Below are 25,649 nucleotides of genomic sequence, written 5' to 3'. Positions count from 1 at the left end.
CTTCGTGCTGATCGAAGGCCATATCGCCATTTCCCTCGACACCGGCGAGCAATTGGAGATGAAGACAGGCGATACCATCTCATTCACGGCAAGACACACCGGCGTTGTGGAGTATTCGAGTTCAGCCGCAACCTCGCGGTAGTCACCAGCACCAGCGTCGCGTCCCCCCGCTTGCCTCAACGCAGGATCAGCACGGCAGCGACCGCGATCACGGCCGTCACACCGAATACCATGCGGGCGATCCAGGGCGCGGTAAGCCAGACGCCGGTCACTCCGGCGATCTGGCCGACGTTTTTTTCCGTCAATCGGAAACTTGGCTCCCTGAACGGGTTGCCGCAATGCGGGCAAGCGTAAGCCTTGTCGGAAATTCGGGAAGCGCATTCAGGACAATCGATCAGACTCATTATGCAACCTCAGGCGTTGAGTTTCGGTTCTCAAAGACCATGCATAGCTGCTTTTGTTCTGGAGCGCCAATGCGCCAAGGCCGACTCAACCGGCTGGCTTCACACGGTGCAGGAGGTCGTTCAGCACATAAGTGTCGAGTAAGGCGGTTACCTCGATCACTTTCCCGTCCTTGAACTTCATGTGCCACAGGTAAGTATTGTTATAGGGCTGCTGGTCCAGCGCCGTTGCCTTGCCGCTCCAGAGAACGACCACGATGTCATTTTCGGCAACAATGCTCTGGACCGTAGGGAAAATGGGCGTTGCCAGCCGGGCTGTAATGGGGCGTACGGCCCGGTCCATCAAATCTGCCTTGCTCTCGTACACCCCGGAGACGGGACTGGAGCCGGCGACTGTCCATCTGGCATTGGGCGCCAGCAGATCGAACACACTGCCTTTGCCCTGCTGCCAATTCACGAAGGACTGGTGGACCCGATGCGCGTTGGCATCCTGGCCGTAGGCTTGCGAAGCCCAAACGGCTCCCGGCAGTATCAGGCACAGCAAAAAGAACTGAAGACGCACGATCGAACTTGTCCATAGAGTCATGGCGGTTTCTCCCGGTTGATGAATTTTCTCTCCGGGAAAACCTTAACGGCACGCACTCAAAAACTTTTGCCCGATACTGCTGCGAAGTTGCCTGATGCTGGGAAGGGGCACTGACTGGCGAAACGCAATTGAACCTGGCGCTCTTCAGACGAAACCTGCTTCCTACTGTGGAGAAACGTATTTGGACAAGGTCGCCTTGAGTGCATCGGAGGCCAGGGCCGCCAGGATAGGCTCGGCATTCACCGCCATGTAGCGACCAATCCCGTCTTGCCGCTCCCTGACCTTCGGCGCGTACTTCGAGGCGCGGCCTTCGGTGGCAAGGGACGCCAACTCTTCTCCGGTAAACGACTGTTCATAGGCAGCCGCCAGGTTTTCATCCCACTTGGGCTGGTATTGCGGCAACAGTGCATTGATCTCATCGGACAGTGCGCTGTTCGCACTCGCGTTTCCCAGCTTGTCGGCGATAACCGCGTAGGTCGTACTGCTCTTGGCCGTCAAAAGCGCCAGGGAGGAGAGTTTATTGCCCATTCCGGACCGGGCAACGAGGGTACGAGCGTCATTGAGCGAAGCGGCATCGGCGTGCACGGTATTCGAGCATGCGACGAACATTGTCAGCGCAATGACAGCAGGCGACATCCTTTTCATTTTCCATTTCCAATCGACAAACGATGTTTTGAGCGTAGTTCGAGCGTGAAGGGGCTGCCACCGAAAATGTACCGTCTGGTTAGCAAATCCATTTCACGCCTGGACAGTAGCAAATCAAAAACGACTATCCAATGACGGCGACGGGCCATTCAACCATCATCGGCACGCCAGCATCCGCCTCCATACCCACCCCAGCCGGCCAAGTCGACGCAACTGCGGACCGTCGGCATCGATCGGGGCCGCTATCGCTACTTTTTTGCAGGCACCAGAAAACACAAACCCCCGATTTTCTCTTGAAAATCGGGGGTTTGTGTTCAACGAATTTGGCGGTGAAGGAGAGATTCGAACTCTCGATACAGTTTCCTGTATACACACTTTCCAGGCGTGCTCCTTAAGCCACTCGGACACTTCACCGTGTCTCGGCAAACTGTTCAGTCTGTCGAGGCGCGCTAATGTAGTCGAAAGCTTTCCTGATGGCAAAGGTTTTTTTGAGAATTTTCATGCGCTTAAGATGGACGACGATTTGAAATCCAGCGGACATGGCAAACCGGACAATCTTCGGGTCGGTCTGTACGCGACGTGATGGCCCCCAGCGCGGTCGATTGGGTGGGGCAGGCTGTTTAGGAGGTCCGGCAGCTGACCGGTGAGTCAGTCACGGCGCTTTACCTGACCTGCGGTGGTGGGTAACGTCTGCATCACTTCTCTTACAAGGAATAGCGTCATGAGCGATCTGATTGCCTACCATCACGAAGACGGTATCGCGACCCTGACCTTGAACAACGGCAAGGTCAACGCCATTTCGCCGGATGTGATTACCGCGTTCAACGTTGCGCTGGATCGGGCAGTGGCGGATCGGGCGGTGGTGATCATTACCGGCCAACCGGGCATTCTGTCGGGCGGCTACGACTTGAAGGTGATGACTGCCGGCCCCAAGGAAGCGGTGAGCCTGGTCACGGCGGGCTCGACCCTTGCCCGTCGCCTGTTGTCACACCCCTTCCCCGTCATCGTCGCGTGCCCGGGCCATGCAGTGGCCAAGGGCGCTTTCCTGCTGCTTTCGGTGGACTACCGCATCGGCGTGGACGGGCCTTTCAGCATCGGCCTGAACGAGGTGCAGATCGGCATGACCATGCACCACGCCGGAATCGAACTGGCCCGTGATCGCCTGCGCAAGTCTGCCTTCCATCGCTCGGTGATCAACGGCGAGATGTTCAATCCACAGACAGCGGTGGATGCCGGCTTCCTCGACAAGGCGGTATCGGCCGAAGAGCTGCAAGGGGCTGCGCTGGAAGCGGCACGTCAGTTGAAGAAAATCAACATGAACGCCCACAAGCAGACCAAGTTGAAAGTGCGCAAGGCTCTGCTGGACACGTTGGACAGTGCCATTCTGCTGGACCAGGATTTCCAGGTTTGACATCTACACCCGCGAATCGAAGCCCGGCCCACGTGTCGGGCTTTTTCATGTTGCGTTTAAAAATCCCCGGCCGCTCTAGCCTGCTTCTGACGCGTCCATCCGTGGGCACGCCGTCGAACATCGCCCATCTCCTTCCTGCAGGGCAGTAATTGCCGAAAACAGTGCACATCCGTACACTGCGCCACCTTTTTCCCGATGGGCCTGTAGATGTTGTTCGTACTGCGTATGTTGTTGCTGGGCCTGCACTTTATCCTCGCGGGTGTGCTCGGCCTGATCCTTGGCGTCTGCCGACCGTTCAATCCGGACAACAGCCGTTTATGCGCCCGGCTGTATGCCTGGCCCGCGATGTGGATCCTGGGCCTGCGGCTCAAGGCCGGGGTGGATACGCTGGCGAACAAGCCTCGGAGCTGCGTGATCATTGCCAATCATCAGTCCAACTATGACCTGTTCGTCTTCGGCAGCGTGGTGCCGCGGCGCACCGTGTGCATCGGCAAGAAGAGTCTGAAATGGGTGCCGTTGTTCGGGCAACTGTTCTGGCTGGCGGGTAACGTGCTGATCGACCGGGGCAACGCGATCAAGGCACGCCGGGCGATGCTGACCACCACCCACACGTTGCAGCATGAAGATACGTCCATCTGGGTATTCCCGGAGGGTACGCGCAATCTTGGCCATGAGTTGCTGCCATTCAAGAAAGGCGCCTTCCAGATGGCGATCGCCGCCGGGGTACCGATTGTCCCGGTGTGCGTCAGCAACTACGTCAACCACATGCGCCTCAATCGCTGGCGCAGCGGTGACATTCTCATACGCTCATTGCCAGCAATTCCTACAGCCGGGCTGAGCATGGAAGACATGCCCCGGCTCATGAACCAATGCCGTGAGCAGATGCATGAATGCATCGAGTCGATGGATCGACAGATCCGCAAATCCTGAACGAAACCCGCCCCACGGCGGGTTTTCTTTTGCCGGCGAACTTGGCGGATTTTGCTGACTCTCAAGCATCAGGGCGCGCTAAGCTGCGCATCGCATAGCCTGTCACTGCCATTTCCAAGAAAAGTGAACCACCACCATGGGTAGAGTCGTTGCCGCTGCGGTCTACAGCGCCGGTAAGAAAGTCACCAATATCACCCTCGATGAAGGCAGCACCTGGGCCGCCAAACCCGATCATTTCGTATGGATCGGCCTCGAGGAGCCCAATAACGAGGAACTGACCAACCTGCAGCGCCAGTTCAACCTGCATGAACTGGCGATCGAAGACGCCATGGAGAAGCACAGCCGCCCGAAGCTGGAGACCTTCGGCGATGCGCTGTTCATTGTGACGTATTCACCGGTACGCAAGGACGGCAAGCTGCAGTTCATCGAGACCCATATCTTCGCTGGCAATGGATACATCATCACCGCCCGTAACGGCCACTCGGCGTCCTACGCCTACGTGCGACAACGCTGCGAGGCCCGTCCCCTGCTGCTGGAGCATGGGGAAGACTTCGTTCTTTATGCCATCCTCGACTTCGTGATCGAGAACTACCAGCCAGTGGGCGAAGCCATTCATGCCGAGATCGATGAGCTGGAACAACATGTCCTGTGCAGCGCCCTGAACGAACGGGACATCCAGAAACTCCATGGCTTGCGACGGGACGTCTTACGGCTGCGTCGCTACGCGGCGCCGATGGTGGAAATCAGTGAAGAACTGCAGAGACTGAGCTTTCCTTTCATCGACAAGAACATGCGTCCTTACTTCCGCGATGTGCAGATCCATGTCACGCGGCAGATGGAAGACCTGACCACCCTGGCGGATATCGCCAGCCAGACCATCGAGGTCGGGGTATTGCTCGAAGCGTCGCGCCAGAGCGTGGTGCAGCGCAAATTCGCAGCGTGGGCCGCGATCCTCGCATTTCCCACGGCGGTGGCCGGTATCTACGGGATGAACTTCGAGAACATGCCAGAGCTGACCTGGCATTACGGCTACTTCATGGTGCTGGGAGTGATCGCGGTGGGGTGCACCGGGCTCTGGGCGAGCTTCAAGCGATCGGGGTGGTTATAGAGCGGTCCAAAGGCAGGATGTCCTGGATGACGCCCGAAGCCATGGTGCAGGGCGTTGCGCAATGCTGCCCGGTCAGTCGGCATCGATAACGGACAGGCCGCCCCTTCTCCAGACAAGCCCGCCCTCCGACTACCCTTCCTGCGGCGCTTACCCCTGGGGCGTTTCCGCCTGCGGCTTATGGGCGACAAAACGCATCATCCATTCCGCCACGGTCGTGCCGTGGTGCTCCTGTTCGAGGCTTGCCACACCCTGGCTGTAGACCTTTTCGCCCAGGTGTTCCTGGCGAATATCCAACAACGCCCGGGAATAGTCGTGGATGAATTCAGGATGGCCCTGGAAACACAACACCTGATCGTCGATGTGGTAGGCGGCGAACGGGCAGAAATCGCTGGAGGCAATGACCGTGGCGTTTTCCGGAAGCTGGGTGACCTGGTCCTGGTGGCTGATCAGCAAGGTCAGCTCTTCCATCACCGGGCTCATCCATGGCGCCTTGGCTGCCAATTTGTAGCGATGGGTGCCTACGCCCCAGCCCTGGGTCGCGCGCTCGGTCTTGCCGCCAAGCAACAGCGCCAGCAACTGATGCCCGAAACAGACGCCCAGCAATTTGTCGCCCCGCTTGTAGCGATCCAGCAGGAAGGCCTTGAGGGTTTGAATCCACGGATCGGTGCCAAAGGAGTCAGCCTTGCTGCCCGTCACGAGATAGGCATCGAAACGCTCGTCATCGCTGGGGTAATGGCCTTGCATCACGTTGTAGACGACGAATTGCGCCTCGATGGGCTGCTGCGAGAACAGGCGCTGGAACATCTGCCCGTAGCCCTGATATTGATCGGCCAATTCCGGACGCAGGATATCGGTCTCCAAGATGCAGATGCGTAGCGACATAAAAAATACCTGACACGGTGATGGGAATATTGCACACCCAAGAGCCTGCCTCGAAACACTGTTCCAAGGCAAGCCCTTCCTCGTCGTCAGAACAGCTCCTGCTTCGCGGCCTTCTCCAGCAACAGGGCCGGCGGAGCGAAACGCTCGCCATATTGCTCGGACAGATACTGGGCGCGAGCAATGAAATCCTTCAGGCCGTACTGGTTGATGAACTGCAACGCGCCGCCGGTCCATGCCGCGAAGCCGATGCCAAAAATCGAGCCGACGTTGGCATCGGCCGTCGAAGTGAGCACGCCCTCTTCCACACAACGCACCGTCTCCAGGGCCTGGATGAACAGCAAGCGGTCACGGATATCCTGCGCTGAAATCCGCCTGCCCGCCTCCTCGAAATGCATCTTGAGTCCCGGCCACAAGTGCTTCGGCCCGCTGGCCGGGTATTCGTAGAAACCCGCTCCAGCGGCCTTGCCTGGGCGCTTGCATTCATTGAGCAGCCAATCGATTACCGCGAACGCGGGATGCTCGATGGGGGCTTTCCCTTCCGCCTCCAGATCCTGAAGGGTCTGGGCGTGAATATGACTCATCAGGCTGAGGGAAACTTCATCAGAAACCGCCAAGGGGCCGACCGGCATGCCGGCCTTGCGTGCTTCGGTCTCGATCGTGGGCGCACTCACGCCCTCGCCGAGCATGGCGATGCCTTCCTGGGCGAAGGTACCGAAGACCCGTGATGTGAAGAAGCCGCGACTGTCGTTGACCACAATCGGCGTCTTGTGGATCTGCAGGACGAAATCGAAACTGCGCGCCAGGGTTTCATCACTGGTACCGGCGCCCTTGATGATTTCCACCAGGGGCATTTTTTCCACCGGGCTGAAAAAGTGCAGGCCGATGAACTTCGTCGGGTCCGGTACCGCCGTCGCCAGGCCGGTGATAGGCAATGTCGAAGTGTTGGAGGCAATCACGGCGTCGTGCCCTGCCAGAGCCTGGGCGGCGGCCGAGACCCTGGCCTTCAGGGCGCGATCTTCGAACACCGCTTCAATGATCAGGTCGCAGCCGGCGAGGTCGGCATCGCGGTCAGTGGCATGAATCCGCGCCAGCGTGGCTTCGTGTTGTTGCGCGCTGATCTGCCCGCGGTCGACCTTGCTGTCGAGCAAAGCCGCCAGACGAGCCTTGCCCTTCTCTGCCGCGGCCAGGTCGATGTCCTTGAGGACCACCTCGATGTTGGCCTGGGCGCAGACACCGGCAATACCGGCGCCCATCATACCGGCTCCCAGCACGCCGACTTTTTTTGTCGAGAACGGCGCAAAACCCTGCGGACGGGAGCGTCCGGCCTTGATCTCGTTGAGCTGGAACCAGAAGGTACCGATCAGGTTCTTTGCCACCTGGCCGGTGGTCAGTTCGGTGAAATAGCGGGTTTCGATCAAGTGCGCAGCGTCGAAGCTCACCTGTGCGCCCTCCACCGCTGCACAAAGGATTTTCTCCGGCGCCGGCAGGCAACCCTGGGTCTTGTTGCGCAGGATCGAAGGCGCAATCGCCAGCATCTGCGCCATGCCCGGGTCGGATGGCGTGCCCCCCGGAATCCGATACCCCTTCAAATCCCAGGGCTGGAGCACATTCGGATTGGCGAGTATCCAGGCGCGAGCCTTGGCCAGCAACTCGTCACGGTCGCCTGCCAGCTCATCGATCAACCCAACCTGCAAGGCTTGCCGAGCGGTGACCCTCTTACCCTCCAACAGATACGGTAAGGCTTTCTCCAAGCCAAGCAGACGCACCATCCGCACCACCCCGCCACCGCCCGGCAGCAGGCCGAGGGTGACCTCCGGCAGACCGATCTGCACGGATGGATCGTCCAGCGCCACACGGTGATGACAGGCCAGGCAGAGCTCCCAGCCACCGCCCAGGGCCGCGCCGTTGATAGCGGCCACCACCGGCCTGCCCAACGTTTCCAGGGCGCGCAGTTGCGCCTTGAGAGCCAGGATCATGTCGTAGAACGCCTTGGCCTGGTCCTTGCCGACCTTGACCAGTTCGTTGAGATCGCCGCCAGCGAAGAAGGTTTTCTTGGCGGACGTGATGACCACCCCGGCTATGCGGTCCTTTTCAGCATTCAGTCGGGCGATGCAGGCGGCCATGGCCTCGCGGTACACCGCATTCATGGTATTGGCACTCTGGCCCGGCATATCCAGGGTCAGGACGACAATCCGGTCGGGGCCTGCTTCGTAACGTATGGCATCGGTCATCGACAGCGTTCCTTAAAAAATACGGTTCCTTGAAGACGGGCTCAGAGACGCTCGATCACCGTGGCGATGCCCATGCCACCACCGACGCACAGGGTCGCCAGGCCATAACGCAGGCGACGCGCCTCCAGTTCGTCGAGCAAGGTGCCGAGGATCGCGCACCCCGTCGCCCCCAAGGGATGGCCCAGGGCAATGGAACCGCCGTTGACGTTGACCTTCGTCGGATCGATGGCCATGTCCTTGATGAATTTGAGCACCACCGAGGCAAACGCTTCGTTGACCTCGAAAAGGTCGATGTCCTGCACCCGCAAGCCGGCCTTGGCCAAGGCCTTGCGGGTAGCCGGCGCGGGTCCGGTGAGCATGATGGTCGGGTCGGTGCTGGTGATGGCCGTGGCGACGATCCGTGCACGGGGTTGCAAGCCCAGGGCCCGTCCCTTGGCTTCGGAGCCGACCAGCATCAGCGCCGCGCCATCGACGATCCCGGAGCTGTTGCCCGGCGTATGCACATGATCGATCCGCTCGACATGGCTGTAGACCCTGAGTGCGGTGGCATCAAATCCCATCTGGCCCATGGCCTCGAAACTCGGCTTGAGCTTGCCAAGACCCTCAAGGGTCGAGTCGGCGCGAATGAATTCATCCTGATCCAGCAGCGCCAGGCCGTTCTGGTCCCGCACCGTCACCAGGGATCGATCGAACGAACCGTCCGCCCTGGCTCGCGCAGCCTTGTGCTGGGAATGCAGTGCATAGCGGTCGACATCCTCCCGGCTGAAACCTTCCAGGGTGGCAATCAGGTCGGCGCCGATGCCCTGGGGTATGAAATGCCCCGACAGGTTGGACTGCGGATCCAGCGCCCAGGCCCCGCCGTCGCTGCCCATGGGCACCCGGGACATGGATTCGACGCCACCGGCCACCACCAGGTCTTCGAACCCGGAGCGCACTTTCATCGCCGCCAGGTTCACCGCTTCCAGGCCCGAGGCACAGAACCGGTTGAGCTGCATGCCCGCGACACTGATATCCCAGCCTGCCACCACGGCGGCGGTCTTGGCGATGTCGGCGCCCTGGTCGCCCACCGGTGTCACACACCCGAGCACGATGTCATCCACCTGGCCGGTATCCAGGTCCATGCGCTGCTGCAGGGCATTGAGCAGCCCACTCACCAAGCTCACCGGCTTGACGCTGTACAAGGCACCGTCAGCCTTGCCCTTGCCACGGGGCGTGCGCAACGCGTCGAAAATCAAAGCCTCGGTCATGACACCCTCGAACCGCAGTTGTATGCAAGGCCTCCAACCATAAGCCCAGCGGCAGGGGATTCAATGACCACAGCGCTCAACAGCGTTGACGACCACGGTCAGACGAACGGTAGCGTGCTATCGGGTTAACCGTTTCAGGAGAGCGAACTGTCTAGCAAAAGGTCCTTCAGGTAGATGGCAATAGGCCTCATAGCGTTTTGATAACTGCTGGTTAAAAACTGATACTAATTGGATCTAAGCCAAGCCGGCTGCGGCCCCTAATGTAATCCTTGTACAAGAGAGTCGTCGGGTTTTGCCGAGGCGCTTGTCAGACAGGAAGTGCAACGCCAGCCGTCATGGAGTTATGCAGGCTGGCTCAGGAAATAACAAAAAAGGCGGGTCAGCCATGTTCAAACATACGAAAGTTCGTCAAGCCGGACTCATTCTCTTCGCCACGACGCTGCTGTTGATTCTGCCGAATATCCCCAAGATGATCGGCTGAATCCGTACGCGGGCAGTTGCCTCGATACTGTGTTTCTCGCTAAAAAAAGCGACAGGCTCGTTGTTCGGGCCGCAGTGGCTGTGCCAACCTTTGCGGCACCCCACTCGACATGGAAGGCGATCCATTGAAGGCTCTCATCATGCTCGGGGCGTTGCTGCTCGGCACGCCCCTGTACGCCGCCCAGCTGACGCTGGAACTGGGCGCGAATACACGCACCTGGCAAACCGAAGAACTGCTCAAGCATCCGCAAGCCCGGACCGTACAAATCGCCGAGGACGTCTCCTACAAGAAACCGATGACCTACCGCGCCGTGCCGCTGACGGAGTTGTTGACCGGCATCCAGCCGGACGATCATCTGCAAGCCGTGGCACTGGATGGCTTCGCCGCCGAATTGCCCGCTGCGCCCTTGTTGAACAAGAGCGGCGCACGCGCCTGGCTGGCGATAGAGGATCCGGCCGCGCCATGGCCTCCACTGGGTGAAGGCAAGCACAGCGCCGGGCCTTTCTACCTGGTCTGGACCGATCCGCAGGCGGGCCATATCAGCCCCGAGCAATGGCCCTACGCGGTGGCGAGCATCAAGCGCCTGCCAGCGGTAGCCGAACGCTTCCCTGCCCTGCTGCCGGCGCCTACCCTGGCCAAGGACGATCCGGTCAACAAAGGCTTCGAGCTGTTCCAGAAAAACTGCCTGGCGTGTCACCGCCTCAATGGCGCGGGCGACGCACAGTTCGGTCCGGACCTGAATATTCCCTTCAATCCCACCGAATACTTCTCGGGGGACTTCCTCAAACGCTACATCCGCGACCCCCAGAGCCTGCGCCGCTGGCCCCAAGGGAAGATGCCAGGGTTCTCCGCAGCGGTGTTGCCGGATTCGGAACTGGACCTGTTGGTGGGTTATCTGAAGCACATGGCCGGACGCAAACAGCTGCCGAGTCCATGAGGCATCATTGTTCCTGCCAGGCAACCACCGTAGCCGGCGTCACGACCACCCGGGCCCGCATCTGCTCGCAACCGCCATCGCGACGCATGCCCCGTACCGGGCAGGCGTCGAGGTAATCCAGGCCTACGGCCAGTTTCAAGTGTCGCTCCGGGCGGGCCAGTTGGTGCGTGACATCGAAGCTGTACCAGGCGTCGTCGAGCCAGGCTTCGGCCCAGGCATGACTGGCCAGGTGCTCGCAGCCGTCGCTGTACACATAGCCAGACACATAGCGCGCCGGCACGCCCAGACTGCGGGCGCAGGCCAGGAAGGCGTGGGTATGATCCTGGCACACCCCGCTGCGGCCGGCGAACGCCTGTGCCGCGCGGGTCTCGACCTCGGTCGAGCCCGGGGTATACGCGATGTGCCGGTTCAGCCCGTGCATCAGGTCGATCAGTGCCACGCGGTCACGCCGTTGCCCGCACTGCTCATGGGCGAAGTCACGCAAGGCCTCGTCCGCTTCGGTCAGCCGGGTGAACCGCAGGAACGGTAGCGCCGAGCGTTGCTCATGCTCGGCCTCATGCGAGGGATCGATATCGACCTGGCCGCGTGCACCAATGATGATGGTTTCGTGGGGCTCGTCCAGGGTGAGCACATGGAGAATATTGCCGAACGGATCCAGCTGGGAACGCACCGGTCGAGGCAAGTCGAGCTTCCAGCTCAGCACGTGCTGGCGTTCGCTGTCTTGGGGTGTGAGGCGCAGGTACTGGATGCTGGCGCGAACCTGATGTTCATAGTGGTAGGCCGTTTCGTGGCTGATCGAGAGTCTCATATGACCTCCAGGTAGGAACGGTGGATCGCGTCGCCCAGCTCGCGGACCCTCGGGATGAACTCCGTGAGCCAGGCATGCAGACCTCCATCAAGGATTTCATGGATACCGGTATAGCGCAGGCGTGCATCCATCTGCGCCGCCAGGCGTTGCGCCGGCCGCCCATTGGTCCCTGGCAGGCTGGCCAGGATCTGGTCGATTTCCTCGGTGCAGGCGCGCAGCGAGCGCGGCACATCGGCACGCAACAACAGCAACTCGGCCACATGGCGGGCTCCGGGGGCATCGCGGTAGATCTCGGTATAGGCTTCGAAGGAAGACAGGGCACGCAACAGCGCGCTCCACTGATAATACGCATGGGCCGTGCCGTCGCTGACGGCGTCAGCCTGGTCGCCGGCCATCTCATAGCGGGCATCGAGCAGACGCAGGGTGTTGTCGGCCCTTTCGATAAACGTTCCCAGGCGGATGAACCTGAACGCATCGTTGCGCATGACGGTGCCATAGGTTGCCCCCCGAAACAGGTGGGACCTCTCCTTGATCCATTCACAGAAACGGCTCAGCCCGTAACGCCCCAGGCCCTGCCCGGCAATATCGCGGATATCCAGCCAGGTGGCATTGATGTTTTCCCACATGTCGGCGGTAATTCGCCCACGCACCGCATGGGCGCTGGCCCGAGCCGCCCCGAGGCAACTGTAGATACTGGCGGGGTTGGCGGCCTCCAGGGCGAAGAAATGCAGCAATCGCTCGGCATGCAGATCGCCGTGTCGCTCCCGGTAGTCATCCAGCGTACCGGTGATCAGCAAGGGCATGGCCAACTCGTGCAGGCCATCGCCATGACCGTCCTGGGGCATCAAGGACAGCGAATAACTGACGTCGAGCATCCGGGCGAGATTTTCCGCCCGCTCCAGGTAACGTGACATCCAGTAAAGGTCCGAGGCGGTTCTACTCAACATGGCAGGCTTCCTGGCATCGTAGCTCCCTCATTGCTCGACCACCCAGGTGTCCTTGGTGCCACCACCCTGGGACGAATTGACCACCAGCGATCCTTCGCGAAGCGCTACGCGGGTCAGGCCACCGGGCACTACCCGGGTTTCGTGGCCGGACAACACGAACGGTCGCAAATCGATGTGTCGCGGTGCGATACCGTTCTCGACGAAAGTCGGGCAGGTGGAAAGCGATAGCGTCGGCTGGGCGATATACGCATGCGGCCTGGCCTTGATCCGCTCCCGGAATGCGTCGATCTGGGCCTTCGTCGAAGTAGGCCCCACCAGCATTCCATACCCACCGGAACCTTGGGTTTCCTTGACCACCAGGTCTGGAAGGTGCGCCAGTACATGGGACAGATGGACAGGATCACGACACTGCCAGGTGGGAACGTTCTTCAGGACCGGTTCTTCATCCAGGTAGAAACGGATCATATCGGTGACGAACGGGTACACCGACTTGTCGTCCGCCACGCCGGTACCGATGGCATTGGCCAGCACCACGTTGCCGGAGCGGTAGGAGGACAGGATCCCCGGCACGCCGAGCATCGATTCCGGATTGAAGGCCAGCGGATCGAGGTACGCATCGTCAAGGCGCCGGTAGATCACATCCACCGCTTTCGGCCCGTCGGTGGTACGCATGAACACCTTGTCATCGCGTACGAACAGGTCCGCGCCTTCCACCAGCTCCACGCCCATTTCCCGGGCCAGGAATGCATGTTCGAAGAATGCACTGTTGAAACGCCCCGGCGTGAGCACCACGACGCTGGGATCTTCCAGCGCGCTGGCGCTTCTCAGGGTATCGAGCAGCAGGTTGGGATAATGGTCGATGGGGGCGATGCGCTGGGCCGCGAACAGTTCGGGGAACAGCCGCATCATCATCTTGCGGTCTTCCAGCATATAGCTCACGCCACTGGGCGTACGAAGATTGTCCTCGAGTACGTAGTACGTGCCATCCCCATCGCGTACGAGATCGATACCGCAGATGTGGGCATAGACGTCACGATGCAGATCCAGGCCTTGCATCGCCAGCTGATATTGTTCGTTGGCCAACACCTGTTCGGCCGGGATGATGCCGGCACGGATGATCCGTTGCTCATGGTAGAGGTCGGCCAGGAACATGTTCAGCGCCCGGACCCGTTGGACGCAGCCACGCTCGACGACTCGCCATTCGCTGGCGGGAATGCTGCGCGGGATCGTGTCGAAGGGAATCAGGCGCTCCGTTCCCTGCTCATCGCCGTAGAGCGTGAAGGTAATTCCCGCACGATGAAACAACAGATCGGCTTCGCGCCGCCGCTGGGCCAGGAGCTCCTCCGGCGCTGACGCCAGCCAATGGGCAAACGCCCGGTAATGCGGGCGAACCTGACCCTCGGCATCGTACATTTCATCAAAACCGGCGCGGCTCATGCCGTTCTCCCTGTCATCCGACATCAAGGCATCGCGGCCCTCTCCTGCGCCGCTGGTTCGTTGCGGCGCAGGAGCTTCGCTCCCCTGAGCATAGACATGGAAAAAGAACCCGGCCCGTCCCGGATACAGTTGGGTACAAAACGAAAAACGGCCGGCCCAAAGGCCAGCCGTTGTCAGTTGTCGCGGATGAATCCTCAGGCCTGGAAGCGCCGGATTTCCTGCTTGACGCCCCAACCCTCGATGACACCGCCCAAGGGCTCCACAACCGCTTCGAAGTCTTGCTCGAAGTCCCCGATGTCATCGTAGGTGGCGTACATCACCCGACTCAGTTCCAGTGACCAGCCACCGTCATCCCGTGGACTGATCTGTGCATTCAGGGACTCACCCCGAAATTGACCCGCCGCCCTGCGCGCCCGCTCCTCATCCGGGAAGATGGCGTAGAACTCGATGGGATGGAATTGTGAAAAATCGAACCCGCCTTCTTTCATGCGGCGCAACACACGGGTGCTGATGTCTTCTTGATAGGCTGTGCTCATGAAACGTCCTCCTCAAATCGATGGATAGACTTTCCGTCTTCCCGCGCAGGCAATCCGGGGATTGCGTGCAACACGGCATCAACTGACCGTCGGGACACAAGCATGTAGCTGACAAGACCAGACCTTAGCGATCTCTTCGCTGATCTCGTTTGCAGAGTAGTCGCAAGTCATGGCCACTGCCAAGCGGGGCCAGGCCACGATTTCATGAAATCGGTTTAATACTGATGATTTCGATGCTGTGCTGGGACTTGAGATTCTTCACAGTGGGATCTTCTGTCCTTCCTTCCAGGTCATTGAGATCCAGCTTGGCGGACACCGGGAGCAATCTTTCACGAATCAGCTGAGCTGCCTGCTCCATAGTGGGTTCCTGGTCATGGTCGAACTGCTCGGCGATGGCTTCGCCGTGATCATCAACGAAAGTGATCTCCCACTTGCGCATTGGTGTCTCCTCGATCAATTCATCGTCGGGCTTACCTCTATCTCGACCTTGAAGGCTGAACGATCGTTCCGCCGGGTAGTGGGCGGTACAGATGAAAAGACCGCCTCGCGGCGGTCTGTCGATGCTGTTTGCAGACAATCTCGCCGATTACTTCTCTTCGGCAAGCTTTTTCAGGGCTTTCAACGTATTGAATGGCGCATCCACCACGAACTTGTTGGCCAGCCAGGACGGTACATCCCCACCTGGCTCGGTATGGACCTGATAGACCACTTCGACCTGGCCCGGGCCCTTGGGCGTCAACTTCCAGAACCCGTCGACCTGGGTCACCCGCACGAACCCCTTTTCTTCTGGCCGATAGGTTGGCACACCCTTGAGGTTACGGGTCAGGCTTCCATCGGCACCGTTTACAGTGGTGACTTCCAGCACCGAGTCCCGTGACGTGACAGGCCACGGCGTGTTGAACTGGGTGTAGGTCCAGCTCTTGTCGCCTTCGTGCTTGATCAGTTCCTGCTTCTTGCACTCGTGGATCCAGGCACAGGCCCCGGGAACGTCTTCCTGCAGGGCGCGTAGTTTGTCCACCGTGGTGTTCATGACGGTGACGCCACGGTAGGCCTTGTATTTGGAGCCGGCCACTTCACTGAGGGAAACCTTGATGCCGTCCTGCTCCTTGGCGACTTTCCAGTCTTCGGCCTGGGCGCTTGCCGTCGCCAACAGAACGACCAGACCACACGACACAGCCATACGATGCAGCGAACCCATAGTGTTTTCCTTATTGTCGAAGTCCGTTCATTGAGTTTTGTCATCGGAACGAATCGCCAGGACCCGTCCGTCGACCCGTTACGCTGCGGTGACTTGTTCCCACCATCCGAGCAATCGAATGGCTTCTTCACGACTGCTGCCGCAAACCTCGATGTCGGCCGCGAATCCCGAGCAGACCGCCGGACGTTCCGGCTGCCCGAAGATCTGGCACAGGTTATCGACTGACAGCTGCACGCAACGTTCGCCGGCAGGCTTGCCATGGGGCATGCCAGGGATCGACGAACTGATGGAAGGGGCAATGCAACAGGCGCCACAGCCTTCACGGCATTTCATGACGTCGACATCCTCACGACAGGTAACGGATTCATAACGCAACACAGAGTAACGGCTAAAACGCTCGTTTTAAATTGCCGTGAACGCGTTTTTTCGCTCAATGCAGACGACCGGACAGTCAGCGACGGCTCGATGGCCATCAGGTTTCACTGTTTGAATTCGAAGTCCAACGCGGCCCCTTCAACCTCGTTGCGTTCCTGATTACGCAGCGGAAGCTGCATTTCGTTGCTCAGCAGACGACCGTTGAGCTGGAACGGACCAGGCTTCTCTCCAAACATCGACGGCAGCAGCGGCTCACGTTTGGGCAAAGGGGCTTTTCCCGGCGGCTCCAGCTCCTCGACCATTTCATGAGGCAGGCTCAGGTCCAGTCTGGCCGCAGGCAGGGGAGTCTTGGCGATTTCCCGGGCCGACTTGGTCTTGGAGGCAATGGGCGGTCGTTTCTTCTTCGGGGAGACCGCTTTTTTGGCAGGAGCCTTTTTCGCCGCCACTGTTTTTTTGGACACGTTGTTCGTGGCGCTGGCGGCCGGTTTCTCCTGCGCTGGCGCAGCCAGAACGCCTTCGGCATGGAAGGCGGTCAGCAGGCCGATCAGAACCCAGGCGGCAGGAGCAATGACTTTCATAAATACAATGGCAGCTACGACAGAGGTACCCATGCTCGCCCGATAATGGGGCGCTGACAAGCACATCAATCCAAGGTGCTGATCTTCAAGCGGATTTTCTAAAAGAACCCGCCGGCCGTCTCCTGGCACAACTGAGTGGCCAGCAGCCCCAGCGTCATCAAGGCCCGTTCCGCCTCGCGATTCCAGGGGATGCCACAGTTCAGGCGGATGCAGTGGTTGAACTGCTCGGTATTACTGAAGATCAACCCCGGTGCGATGCTGATGCCCTGTTGCAGCGCACGGACATGCAGTTCCTGGGTATTGACCCGCCCCGGAAGGCTGACCCACAGGATGAAGCCCCCGGTGGGGCGGCTCATCTGCGTACCCTCGGGGAAATGCTGCTGCACCGCCAATTGGAAGGCGCTGAGATTCTTGCGGTATTCCTGGCGGATATAGCGCAGGTGCCGGTCATAGCCGCCATTTTCCAGATAGGCCGCAATGCCCATCTGGGTGACGCTGCAGGCCGAGTGGGTACTGAAGGTCTGGAGCCGCTGGATTTCCTGCTGGAATTTACCGGCGATCATCCAGCCAATGCGCACGCCCGGTGACAATGTCTTGGAGAAGCTCGAACAGTAGATGACTCGGTCCAGCCGATCATAGGCCTTGAGCGCCTTGGTACGGCCCTGCTCGAACATCAACTCGCCATAGATATCGTCCTCGACGATCTGGATGTCGAAGTCCGATGCCAGGCGCAACAGCTGTTTCTGCCGCTCTTCCGGCATGGTCCCGCCAAGAGGGTTGCTCAAGCGCGTGGTCAGTACCAATGCCTTGATCGACCATTGGTTGGCCGCCAGTTGAAGGGCTTCCAGGCTCATGCCGGTCACCGGATCGCTGGGAATCTCGATGACCTTGAGCCCCAACAGATCCGCCAGTTGCAACAAGCCATAGTAGGTGGGTGACTCGGCGGCAATCAGGTCTCCCGGGCGGGTCAGTACTCGCAAGGACATCTGCAGCGCATCGACACAGCCGTGGGTGATCACGACTTCGGAGGGATCCACCACCACGCCGGCATCGCGCATGCGGATCGCCACCTGACGCCGCAACGGCTCGAAACCCGGGCTGAACATGTAGCTGAACGCCCGCGGACTGTGGAAGCGCGTGACCTTGGCCAACTGCTGATGCAGCGCTCGGACTGGCAGGTAATCGACGCTCGGCACCGCCGCCCCCAGGGGAAACACTCCTTCGCGTCGCGACTCCACCAGCACCTGCTGGATGATGCTGCTGCGGGTCACCAGGCCCGGGCGCTCCACCCGGGCGATATCCGGGGTCGACGCCGTGAGCGCAGGGGTCTGGTGCACGTAATAGCCCGATTGCGGCCGCGCCCGAATCAGCCCCTGGTCCTCGAGGTTCGCGTAGGCCTGCAACACCGTCGCGTGGCTGACGTTGAGCTGTGAGCTCATCTTGCGCACCGAAGGCACGCGTTCACCGGGCTGATACACACCACGCCGGATGTCTTCAGCCAGTTGCTGTGCAATACGTTGATAGAGCAAGAGATTGGTCATGGCGCAGCACTCGATTTCACGGGCATTTTATTCTTGTCGGAAACGATACCGGAACAGTTTAGAAGTGTACTGGGACAGTTGCCAGATTACTCGACAGTACAGTGGGTTGATAGCCCCAACTGTACTCATGATGGCAGGTTCAGAAAGCAAAAACCCGGCGCCTTTGCAGGGGGCCGGGTTTTTGGATCAGGCAAGTTTCAGCGGGCGGCGCCGAGCTGGCCCTTTTCGTCGGAAAAGACGATTTCAACACGACGGTTCTGCGCCCGCCCTCGTTCGGTAGCGTTCACATCCACCGGAAACTGATCGCCGTAGCCCTCGACCTGGATGCGTTTTTCATCGATACCCAGATCCACCAGCACGTCCGCCACCGACTGCGCGCGGTCGCGGGAGAGCTTGAGGTTCTCCTGCTTGCCTCCGGTGCTGTCGGTATACCCTTCGATGCGCACCACGCGCTTGGGATTGAGCTGCAGGAACTGCACGATCTTGAGCACTACCCGGTTGGCCGAGCTCTTGAGTTCAGCTTCGCCGGTGTCGAACAAGACATCACCGAGGGTCATCACCAGGCCGCGATCGGTCTGGGTGGTCGCCATTTCCTTGATCTGCTCTTCGAGCCATTTGCCTTGCTGCTGGACGCTGAGCAACTTGGACTCTCGCAAGGCCAACTGCAGGCGCTGGCGCTCCAGTTCGAGTTTCGCCGCGCGCTCTTCGTTGAGCACCTGGTTGGTGTGTTCCCGGGCAATTTCGCTGTAGCGCTGGCTGAGGTAGGCGTAATGCAAGACGTCCTCGCCACTGCCCCAGTATGTGGACAGCCGATCGGCACGGGCTAGTGATTCACCGGCGCGTATCACGTCCTTGGGCGCGGCACGCAGCACGTTGGAGTCTTCCTTGACCTTCTGAAAGTCGTCACTGGCTTTTTCCAGTGCTGCCTCGCTGCGCTGCCCCGCGCAGCCATACAGACTGGCCAGCCCCAGCAGGACCAGGCTGCCCATCACATGGGAGAGCTTCATTGGGCATCCTCCCTCAATTGCTTGCGCAGGCGTGCAATGCGGGTGTTGAGCACGTTCAATTGCTCCTGGCTCTTGAGCGTCAGCACCTTCGCTTCCGCCAGGCGCGCATCCAGCTCGGCCTGCTCGGCGCGCATGCGCGCCTTCTTGTACGATTCGTCAGCCATGTTGCTCTTGGCCCGGGCGAACTTTTCTTCGGCAAGTTTCAGCTCTGGCACTTCGTCGGCGGTGGCACCCACTGCCCGGGCTTGCTCCAGCGCCTGTTCGGTCAGGCGGATCTGTTCATTCGGCGCCGGATCGGCTGCGCAGCCCGCCAGAGCCAGAACGGCCAGGGCAGCGAAAAGAGGTCGAATAGTCACTAATGTTCCCTACTGTTTTGAGGCGCTGGCAGATGACTGCAACTGTGTGTTCCAGCGCTCGAGATTGCGTTGCAATACAGACTCCGCCAGGCCGGACGCGGCCAATTCTGTCATCTTTTGCGCCAGCTGTCCGCGTAGCCATGGGTCATTGCAGGCCGAGTCATGGGAAACCGCCAGGAACAGCCCCGGTTTATCCACCGGTTGCGGCATGGCCTGGAGGTCTTGAGCCATGCCCAACGTCTGCGCCATCGCCAGGCCCGAATAGCGCCCCGCCAGGACATACTCGACCTCTCCAAGCAGCAATTTCTGAAAGGCCTGGGTCAAGTTGGAGGTGCGTACCAGGGACAATTGCTGCTCTGCGAACATACCGAATGCCTGGGTCATGCGCGCCTTTTCCGACAACGCCCCGGTGTGGCCGTGGAGGTCTTCGGGGCGCTCGGCGATGAGTGGCGAATCCTTGCGGGTCCAGACCAGGTAATCGTTCTCCAGCAACGGCGGGTGGATGTAATCGAGCGAATCGAGCCCGGCCGTGGTCAGCGGGGCATCGGTGAGCAGGTCCATGCGGCCGCTGCGCACTTCCTCCAGCGCCTGGGCCCGCTTGCCGGCGTAGAGCAGTTCGACCTTGATACCCAACTCACCCGCCACTTTCGTCAGCAGGTCGGCGCCGGCACCGATGAGGTGCTTGGGGTCCTGAGGGTCCTGCCAGAGGTAGGGTGGCGCATCCGGGCTGCCGGTGGCGATCAGTCGCTCACACTTGCCGGCCGCAACGGACAGGGCCGGCGCACCTGCCAGCAACCATGCCAGCGACCAGCCAGCCAGACGATGAAGCTCCATGACGATACGCTCCCCTTGCAAACACACGATGCAGAAATAAAAAACCCGGCCAACCGGCCGGGTTCTTTATAAGTGAAGATGCCGGATCAGACCAGCTTCTCCAACTCTGGAACGGCCTCGAACAGGTCCGCCACCAGGCCATAATCGGCCACCTGGAAGATCGGCGCCTCTTCGTCCTTGTTGATCGCAACGATCACCTTGGAGTCCTTCATGCCGGCCAGGTGCTGGATCGCGCCGGAAATACCGACGGCGATGTACAGCTGTGGCGCAACGATCTTGCCGGTCTGGCCGACCTGCATGTCGTTGGGTACGAAACCTGCGTCGACCGCCGCGCGGGAAGCGCCGACGGCAGCGCCCAGCTTGTCGGCCAGGGCGTACAGGTGCTTGAAGTTGTCGCCGTTCTGCATGCCACGGCCGCCGGAAACGACGATCTTGGCAGCGGTCAGTTCCGGACGATCGGACTTGGCCAGCTCTTCGTTGACGAAGCTGGAGATACCGGCGTCATGGGCGGCGCCCACGGCTTCGATGGCAGCCGAGCCACCTTCGGCGGCAACCGGGTCGAAACCGGTGGCGCGAACGGTAATGACCTTGACCGAGGCGTTCGATTGCACGGTGGCAATGGCGTTACCGGCGTAGATCGGACGCTTGAAGGTATCGGCGCTTTCTACCGAGATGATCTCGGAGATCTGGTCGACATCCAGGGCAGCGGCGACGCGCGGCAAGATGTTTTTACCGTTGGAGGTCGCGGCTGCCAGGATGTGGCTGTAGCCCTTGCCCAACTCGGTCACCAGCGGAGCGACGTTTTCCGGCAGCTGGTGCGCGTAAGCGGCATTGTCAGCGTTCAGGACCTTGCTCACGCCAGCGATTTTCGCAGCGGCTTCGGCAACGGCGCCTGCGCCCTGACCGGCCACCAGGACGTGCACATCGCCACCGATTTTGGCAGCGGCAGCAACGGTGTTCAGCGTGGCAGGAGCCAGCGCTTTGTTGTCGTGTTCGGCGATTACCAAGATAGTCATCGTTAGATTACCTTCGCTTCGTTTTTCAGTTTCTCGACCAGTTCAGCCACCGACTTGACCTTGATGCCCGCGCTGCGTGCAGCCGGCGCTTCGACTTTCAGGGTCTTGTTGGTGGAGGCGGTGGAAACGCCCAAAGCGTCCGGAGTCAGCGTCTCGAGAGGCTTCTTCTTGGCTTTCATGATGTTTGGCAGGGACGCATAACGCGGCTCGTTCAAACGCAGGTCGGTGGTGACGATGGCCGGCAGCTTCAGGGAAACGGTCTGCGCACCGCCATCGATTTCACGGGTCACGGCAACGCTGTCGCCGGACACTTCGACTTTCGACGCGAAGGTGCCCTGACCGTAGCCGCTCAGTGCAGCAAGCATCTGGCCGGTCTGGTTGTTGTCGCTGTCGATGGCCTGCTTGCCGAGGATCACCAGCTGTGGCTGTTCCTTATCGACGACGGCCTTGAGCAGCTTGGCCACGGCCAGGGAGGTCAGGTCTTCGGCGGATTCGACGAGGATGGCGCGATCGGCACCCAGCGCCAGCGCGGTGCGCAGTTGCTCCTGGGCAGTGGTCGGACCGATGGAGACAACGACGATCTCAGTCGCCACGCCTTTTTCTTTCAGGCGCACGGCTTCTTCTACGGCGATTTCGCAGAAAGGGTTCATCGACATCTTGACGTTGGCGAGGTCGACGCCGGAGTTGTCCGCCTTGACGCGAACCTTGACGTTATAGTCGACCACTCGTTTGACAGCTACAAGAACCTTCATGGATTCCTCGTTACTCTCCGGTGAAAAGAAAGTCGCCTAGGCGAACCTGGCGGTTGATGCTCATGGGCGCAAGGGCACCTCTAAAAACGCCGGCATGAACCACACATGACCTTGCTCACGGGAGTGATGACCGTTCGTCAGTGGTGACCGATGAGTCATTCATTATCGCGGCGTGTAAACTGCGCATCCGAACACGCAATCCAGTCACTTTGTGCTGCCTTCGCCCTGTCTTTAGAGGTGCTCTTGAAACCAACAGTCAGCCTACGGCGAGCGCAAAACCGACCGTATCTTGACCGGAACGCCTATTCCGGTCAATACGGCAAAATGTCCAGCCATAAGCCGCACGTCAGTGATTTATCTGGCTTCCAGCGATTTCAAACAAACGTTTGTATTGGACGCTGAGAGTGGTGTAGATATAATGCGCCGCTCAAAGAGAGCGCCGCGATTCATCCATTGTCGCTTTCGTCATACCGATGAAGGAAACAATGGATGCAACGCCAACCTCCAATTAGAAAAAACCGCTGAGCCTTGAGTAGGAGATAGCCTGTGGAACGCGAATACATGGAATTCGACGTGGTCATCGTCGGTGCCGGCCCCGCTGGCCTGTCTGCCGCTTGCCGACTGAAACAGAAGGCCACCGAAGCCGGTAAGGAAATCAGCGTCTGCGTGGTGGAAAAAGGCTCTGAAGTTGGCGCGCACATCCTCTCCGGTGCGGTGTTCGAGCCCCGCGCCCTGAACGAGCTGTTCCCGGATTGGAAAGAGCTGGGCGCGCCATTGAACACGCCCGTCAAGCGCGATGACATTTATGTCCTGAGAAACGCCGACACCGCGAGCAAAATCCCTGACTTCTTTGTGCCCAAGACCATGCACAACGAAGGCAACTATATTATTTCCCTGGGCAACCTGTGCCGCTGGCTGGCCCAGCAGGCCGAGAACCTGGGCGTGGAAATCTATCCAGGCTTCGCCGCCCAGGAAGCATTGTTCGACGAGAACGGCGTGGTGCGCGGGATCATCACCGGTGACCTGGGTGTCGACCGCGAAGGCCATCCGAAGGAAGGCCTCTACACGCCCGGCATGGAACTGCGCGGCAAGTACACGCTGTTCGCCGAGGGCTGCCGTGGTCATATCGGCAAGCAACTGATCAAGCGCTTCAACCTGGACAGCGACGCCGATGCGCAGCACTACGGCATCGGCTTGAAGGAAATCTGGGAAATCGACCCGGCCAAGCATCAACCCGGCCTGGTGGTACACACCGCCGGCTGGCCGCTGGACATCATGGGTACCGAAAACACCGGTGGTTCATTCCTTTATCACCTGGAAAACAACCAGGTGGTGGTGGGCCTGATCGTCGACCTGTCCTACAGCAACACGTTCCTCTCGCCGTTCGACGAGTTCCAGCGCCTCAAGCACCATCCCGTGCTCAAGCAATACCTGGAAGGCGGCAAGCGTGTCAGCTACGGTGCCCGCGCCATCTGCAAGGGCGGCCTGAATTCGCTGCCGAAAATGGTCTTCAAGGGCGGCGCTTTGATCGGTTGCGACCTCGGCACCCTGAACTTCGCCAAGATCAAGGGCAGCCATACCGCCATGAAATCCGGCATGCTCGCTGCCGAGGCGGTGGCCGATCGCCTGTTCGCCGAGTCCGAAGGCGGTGATGAACTGACCGCCTACGTCGACAGCTTCAAGAACAGCTGGCTGTACGAAGAACTGTTCGCCAGCCGCAATTTCGGCGCGGCGATCCACAAGTACGGCGCCATCATCGGCGGCGGCTTCAACTGGCTCGACCAGAACATCTTCGGCGGCAAGCTGCCGTTCACCCTGCATGACAACAAGCCCGACTACGCCTGCCTGAAACTGGCGGCAGACTGCAAGAAGATCGACTATCCGAAACCGGACGGCAAGATCAGCTTCGATAAACTCAGCTCGGTGTTCATCTCCGGTACCAACCATGAGGAAGAACAACCCTGCCACCTCAAGCTGACCGACCCGAGCATCCCGATCAGCAAGAACCTGCCGCTGTACGACGAACCGGCGCAGCGTTACTGCCCGGCTGGTGTGTACGAAGTGGTGACCAAGGAGGACGGCGAGAAGCGCTTCCAGATCAACGCCCAGAACTGCGTGCACTGCAAGACCTGTGACATCAAGGATCCTGCGCAGAACATCACCTGGGTCTCGCCGGAAGGCGCCGGCGGTCCGACTTACCCGAACATGTAAGCTGGCACGCAAGACATCGAGGCTCCCGCAATGGGGGCCTTTTTGTTGCCTGCCATCCAAGGAACACCACAACCCAATGTGGGAGCGGGCTTGCTCGCGATGACGGCAGCCCATTCAACCTTGATGCAAACTGAACCGCCGCTATCGCGAGCAAGCTCGCTCCCACAGGGGAAGATCACTGGCTCAGGCGGCGCGCTCATCTGCGGGACTGTGTTCGAAGTAGCGCTTGTACTCCCGGCTGAACTGCGAAGAGCTCTGATAGCCCACCTGATGCGCGACCTGCGCCACGCCCATGCCCTCGACCAGTAGCAACCGCTGCGCCTTCAGCAAACGCAAACGCTTGAGGTACTGCACGGGTGAGAGCAAGGTGCTGCGCTTGAAATGTTCATGAAACGTCGAAGCGCTCATGTTGGCGCAACTGGCCAGTGTCTCGACGTTCAGCGGTTCGGTGAAATGCGCATGCAGATGACTCAGGGCCGCGGCAATCCGAGCGAATTGCCCATGCTGCTCCACCAGCGCTCGCAATACGTCGGCCTGAGGCCCGCGCAAGGCGACGAACAGCAATTCCCGCAGTCGCGCCTGGCCCATGACCTGGCACTCCAGCGGATCGTGCAAACAGTGCAACAGCCGTTCGACACACCCTCGCATCGCACCATCGAGCGCGGCGCTGGTCATGGATTCCGGTGTCTGCGCCGCCAGGCTTCGCCCCGGCGTCAACCCCATGGCCAGCACCAGTTCCCCCAGCATCGCCCGATCGATCGCCACGGAAATCCCGAGCAACGGAGCATCGGGCATGGCATAGGTTTCGCACTCGAACGGCACCGGCAACGCCTGGATCAGGTAGTGCCCGGCGCCATACTCCATTGTGCGAGGTCCCAGGTAAGCCAGTTTGCTGCCTTGGGCAATGATCACAAGGCTTGGCTCATAGAGCTGCGGCCCCCGGGCGATGTCCTGGCTGCACCGCAGCACTTGCACACCCGGCAGCGATGTAGGGATGAAACCGTCACGGGTCGCCAGGGGTTCGATCAGTGAAACCAGCGCCGCATTGGCATCGAGATGGCGGGTCAACAACATGGTAGGAACTTCACGCAAAAAGGGATGGGAACATCATCGCAGGTCTGGCGTCACATAAGACTGATCCACGGCCAAGGTCGGAGGATTAGGCATGACACCCGTAGGAATCGCCATCGCCCC

General features: G+C 60.1%; 26 protein-coding genes and 1 tRNA gene. 5 read left to right on the top strand and 22 right to left on the bottom strand.

The annotated features are described in order from the left end of the window. Positions 1 to 176: 176 nt before the first annotated feature. From BLP99_RS11230 to BLP99_RS11215, 4 genes are all read right to left on the bottom strand, one after another. Entirely contained in the window at positions 177 to 404 is a 228-nt protein-coding gene (locus BLP99_RS11230; RefSeq protein ID WP_072393222.1) for an integrase, read from the bottom strand. An 85-nt stretch (positions 405 to 489) separates the two neighbouring features. Beyond that, positions 490 to 987: a nuclear transport factor 2 family protein gene (locus BLP99_RS11225; protein ID WP_231991056.1), complete on the bottom strand. Its 498-nt coding sequence runs from the start codon at positions 985 to 987 to the stop codon at positions 490 to 492. A gap of 162 nt (positions 988 to 1,149) precedes the next feature. Continuing rightward, positions 1,150 to 1,623, bottom strand: coding sequence for a hypothetical protein (locus BLP99_RS11220; protein ID WP_143007944.1), 474 nt, complete (start codon positions 1,621 to 1,623; stop codon positions 1,150 to 1,152). A gap of 333 nt (positions 1,624 to 1,956) precedes the next feature. Further along, positions 1,957 to 2,046 (bottom strand) — tRNA-Ser (locus BLP99_RS11215). A gap of 307 nt (positions 2,047 to 2,353) precedes the next feature. Here BLP99_RS11215 and BLP99_RS11210 point away from each other — a divergent pair. The 3 genes from BLP99_RS11210 (at position 2,354) to BLP99_RS11200 (ending at position 5,081) form a co-directional block, all read left to right on the top strand. Beyond that, complete coding sequence (locus BLP99_RS11210) at positions 2,354 to 3,043, top strand: crotonase/enoyl-CoA hydratase family protein (protein ID WP_092180325.1); 690 nt, start codon at positions 2,354 to 2,356, stop codon at positions 3,041 to 3,043. Positions 3,044 to 3,250: 207 nt separating this feature from the next. Then, positions 3,251 to 3,973, top strand: a complete 723-nt coding sequence (locus BLP99_RS11205; protein WP_072393231.1) for a lysophospholipid acyltransferase family protein — start codon at positions 3,251 to 3,253, stop codon at positions 3,971 to 3,973. 136 nt (positions 3,974 to 4,109) lie between these two features. Further along, entirely contained in the window at positions 4,110 to 5,081 is a 972-nt protein-coding gene (locus BLP99_RS11200) for a magnesium and cobalt transport protein CorA (protein ID WP_072393234.1), read from the top strand. Between the two features lie 147 nt (positions 5,082 to 5,228). Here the strand turns inward: BLP99_RS11200 and BLP99_RS11195 are convergent, their stop codons facing one another. The 3 genes from BLP99_RS11195 to BLP99_RS11185 all read right to left on the bottom strand — a co-directional run bounded on the left by BLP99_RS11195 (position 5,229) and on the right by BLP99_RS11185 (position 9,441). Further along, positions 5,229 to 5,963: an amidotransferase gene (locus BLP99_RS11195; protein ID WP_072393237.1), complete on the bottom strand. Its 735-nt coding sequence runs from the start codon at positions 5,961 to 5,963 to the stop codon at positions 5,229 to 5,231. A gap of 86 nt (positions 5,964 to 6,049) precedes the next feature. After that, entirely contained in the window at positions 6,050 to 8,194 is a 2,145-nt protein-coding gene (locus BLP99_RS11190) for a 3-hydroxyacyl-CoA dehydrogenase NAD-binding domain-containing protein (protein WP_092180323.1), read from the bottom strand. 41 nt (positions 8,195 to 8,235) lie between these two features. After that, a complete protein-coding gene (locus BLP99_RS11185; RefSeq protein WP_072431826.1) occupies positions 8,236 to 9,441 on the bottom strand; it encodes an acetyl-CoA C-acetyltransferase in 1,206 nt (401 codons plus the stop codon). A 590-nt stretch (positions 9,442 to 10,031) separates the two neighbouring features. On the opposite strand from BLP99_RS11185, the gene BLP99_RS11180 reads away from it, so the two are divergent. Next, the gene (locus BLP99_RS11180) at positions 10,032 to 10,859 is read left to right on the top strand and encodes a c-type cytochrome (protein ID WP_072393246.1); all 828 of its coding nucleotides are present in this window, start codon (positions 10,032 to 10,034) and stop codon (positions 10,857 to 10,859) included. Between the two features lie 4 nt (positions 10,860 to 10,863). Here BLP99_RS11180 and BLP99_RS11175 read toward each other — a convergent pair whose 3' ends face one another. The 14 genes from BLP99_RS11175 to BLP99_RS11110 all read right to left on the bottom strand — a co-directional run bounded on the left by BLP99_RS11175 (position 10,864) and on the right by BLP99_RS11110 (position 22,244). Continuing rightward, the gene (locus BLP99_RS11175) at positions 10,864 to 11,667 is read right to left on the bottom strand and encodes a transglutaminase family protein (protein ID WP_072459189.1); all 804 of its coding nucleotides are present in this window, start codon (positions 11,665 to 11,667) and stop codon (positions 10,864 to 10,866) included. Further along, on the bottom strand, positions 11,664 to 12,614 hold the full coding sequence (locus BLP99_RS11170) for an alpha-E domain-containing protein (RefSeq protein WP_072431824.1): 951 nt from the start codon (positions 12,612 to 12,614) through the stop codon (positions 11,664 to 11,666). Before BLP99_RS11170 ends, BLP99_RS11175 begins: the two co-directional genes overlap by 4 nt. A gap of 27 nt (positions 12,615 to 12,641) precedes the next feature. Then, entirely contained in the window at positions 12,642 to 14,051 is a 1,410-nt protein-coding gene (locus BLP99_RS11165) for a circularly permuted type 2 ATP-grasp protein (protein WP_072431823.1), read from the bottom strand. A gap of 194 nt (positions 14,052 to 14,245) precedes the next feature. Further along, positions 14,246 to 14,587 carry a ribonuclease E inhibitor RraB gene (locus tag BLP99_RS11160; protein WP_072393259.1) on the bottom strand — a complete coding sequence of 114 codons (342 nt, stop codon included), beginning with the start codon at positions 14,585 to 14,587 and terminating at the stop codon, positions 14,246 to 14,248. Between the two features lie 202 nt (positions 14,588 to 14,789). Next, positions 14,790 to 15,026, bottom strand: coding sequence for a hypothetical protein (locus BLP99_RS11155; protein WP_072393262.1), 237 nt, complete (start codon positions 15,024 to 15,026; stop codon positions 14,790 to 14,792). 147 nt (positions 15,027 to 15,173) lie between these two features. Further along, the gene (locus tag BLP99_RS11150; protein ID WP_072393265.1) at positions 15,174 to 15,785 is read right to left on the bottom strand and encodes an START domain-containing protein; all 612 of its coding nucleotides are present in this window, start codon (positions 15,783 to 15,785) and stop codon (positions 15,174 to 15,176) included. Positions 15,786 to 15,863: 78 nt separating this feature from the next. Further along, the gene (locus BLP99_RS11145) at positions 15,864 to 16,118 is read right to left on the bottom strand and encodes a YkgJ family cysteine cluster protein (RefSeq protein ID WP_072393268.1); all 255 of its coding nucleotides are present in this window, start codon (positions 16,116 to 16,118) and stop codon (positions 15,864 to 15,866) included. Between the two features lie 146 nt (positions 16,119 to 16,264). After that, complete coding sequence (locus BLP99_RS11140) at positions 16,265 to 16,738, bottom strand: translation initiation factor 2 (protein ID WP_072393271.1); 474 nt, start codon at positions 16,736 to 16,738, stop codon at positions 16,265 to 16,267. A 98-nt stretch (positions 16,739 to 16,836) separates the two neighbouring features. Beyond that, entirely contained in the window at positions 16,837 to 18,279 is a 1,443-nt protein-coding gene (locus BLP99_RS11135) for an aminotransferase-like domain-containing protein (RefSeq protein ID WP_072393273.1), read from the bottom strand. Between the two features lie 197 nt (positions 18,280 to 18,476). Continuing rightward, complete coding sequence (locus BLP99_RS11130) at positions 18,477 to 19,286, bottom strand: OmpA family protein (RefSeq protein WP_072459188.1); 810 nt, start codon at positions 19,284 to 19,286, stop codon at positions 18,477 to 18,479. Next, positions 19,283 to 19,642 carry a DUF4398 domain-containing protein gene (locus BLP99_RS11125; RefSeq protein ID WP_072393279.1) on the bottom strand — a complete coding sequence of 120 codons (360 nt, stop codon included), beginning with the start codon at positions 19,640 to 19,642 and terminating at the stop codon, positions 19,283 to 19,285. Before BLP99_RS11125 ends, BLP99_RS11130 begins: the two co-directional genes overlap by 4 nt. Before the next feature lie 9 nt (positions 19,643 to 19,651). Next, complete coding sequence (locus BLP99_RS11120; protein ID WP_072393283.1) at positions 19,652 to 20,476, bottom strand: substrate-binding periplasmic protein; 825 nt, start codon at positions 20,474 to 20,476, stop codon at positions 19,652 to 19,654. A gap of 86 nt (positions 20,477 to 20,562) precedes the next feature. Beyond that, complete coding sequence (locus tag BLP99_RS11115) at positions 20,563 to 21,492, bottom strand: electron transfer flavoprotein subunit alpha/FixB family protein (RefSeq protein WP_072393286.1); 930 nt, start codon at positions 21,490 to 21,492, stop codon at positions 20,563 to 20,565. A 2-nt stretch (positions 21,493 to 21,494) separates the two neighbouring features. Then, positions 21,495 to 22,244: an electron transfer flavoprotein subunit beta/FixA family protein gene (locus BLP99_RS11110; protein ID WP_039760104.1), complete on the bottom strand. Its 750-nt coding sequence runs from the start codon at positions 22,242 to 22,244 to the stop codon at positions 21,495 to 21,497. A 546-nt stretch (positions 22,245 to 22,790) separates the two neighbouring features. Between BLP99_RS11110 and BLP99_RS11105 the strand changes: the two genes are divergently transcribed. Beyond that, positions 22,791 to 24,455 (top strand): electron transfer flavoprotein-ubiquinone oxidoreductase, encoded by a 1,665-nt coding sequence (locus BLP99_RS11105; RefSeq protein ID WP_072393289.1) that lies wholly within the window; start codon positions 22,791 to 22,793, stop codon positions 24,453 to 24,455. Positions 24,456 to 24,638: 183 nt separating this feature from the next. Here BLP99_RS11105 and BLP99_RS11100 read toward each other — a convergent pair whose 3' ends face one another. Further along, the gene (locus BLP99_RS11100; protein WP_072393292.1) at positions 24,639 to 25,529 is read right to left on the bottom strand and encodes an AraC family transcriptional regulator; all 891 of its coding nucleotides are present in this window, start codon (positions 25,527 to 25,529) and stop codon (positions 24,639 to 24,641) included. Between the last annotated feature and the right edge of the window lie 120 nt (positions 25,530 to 25,649).

Origin of the sequence: Pseudomonas sp. NFACC32-1, assembly GCF_900101215.1 — a bacterium.
Classification (GTDB): Bacteria; Pseudomonadota; Gammaproteobacteria; order Pseudomonadales; family Pseudomonadaceae; genus Aquipseudomonas.
Note: the sequence above shows the minus strand (reverse complement) of the source record. Positions and strands in the feature narration are given on the sequence as shown.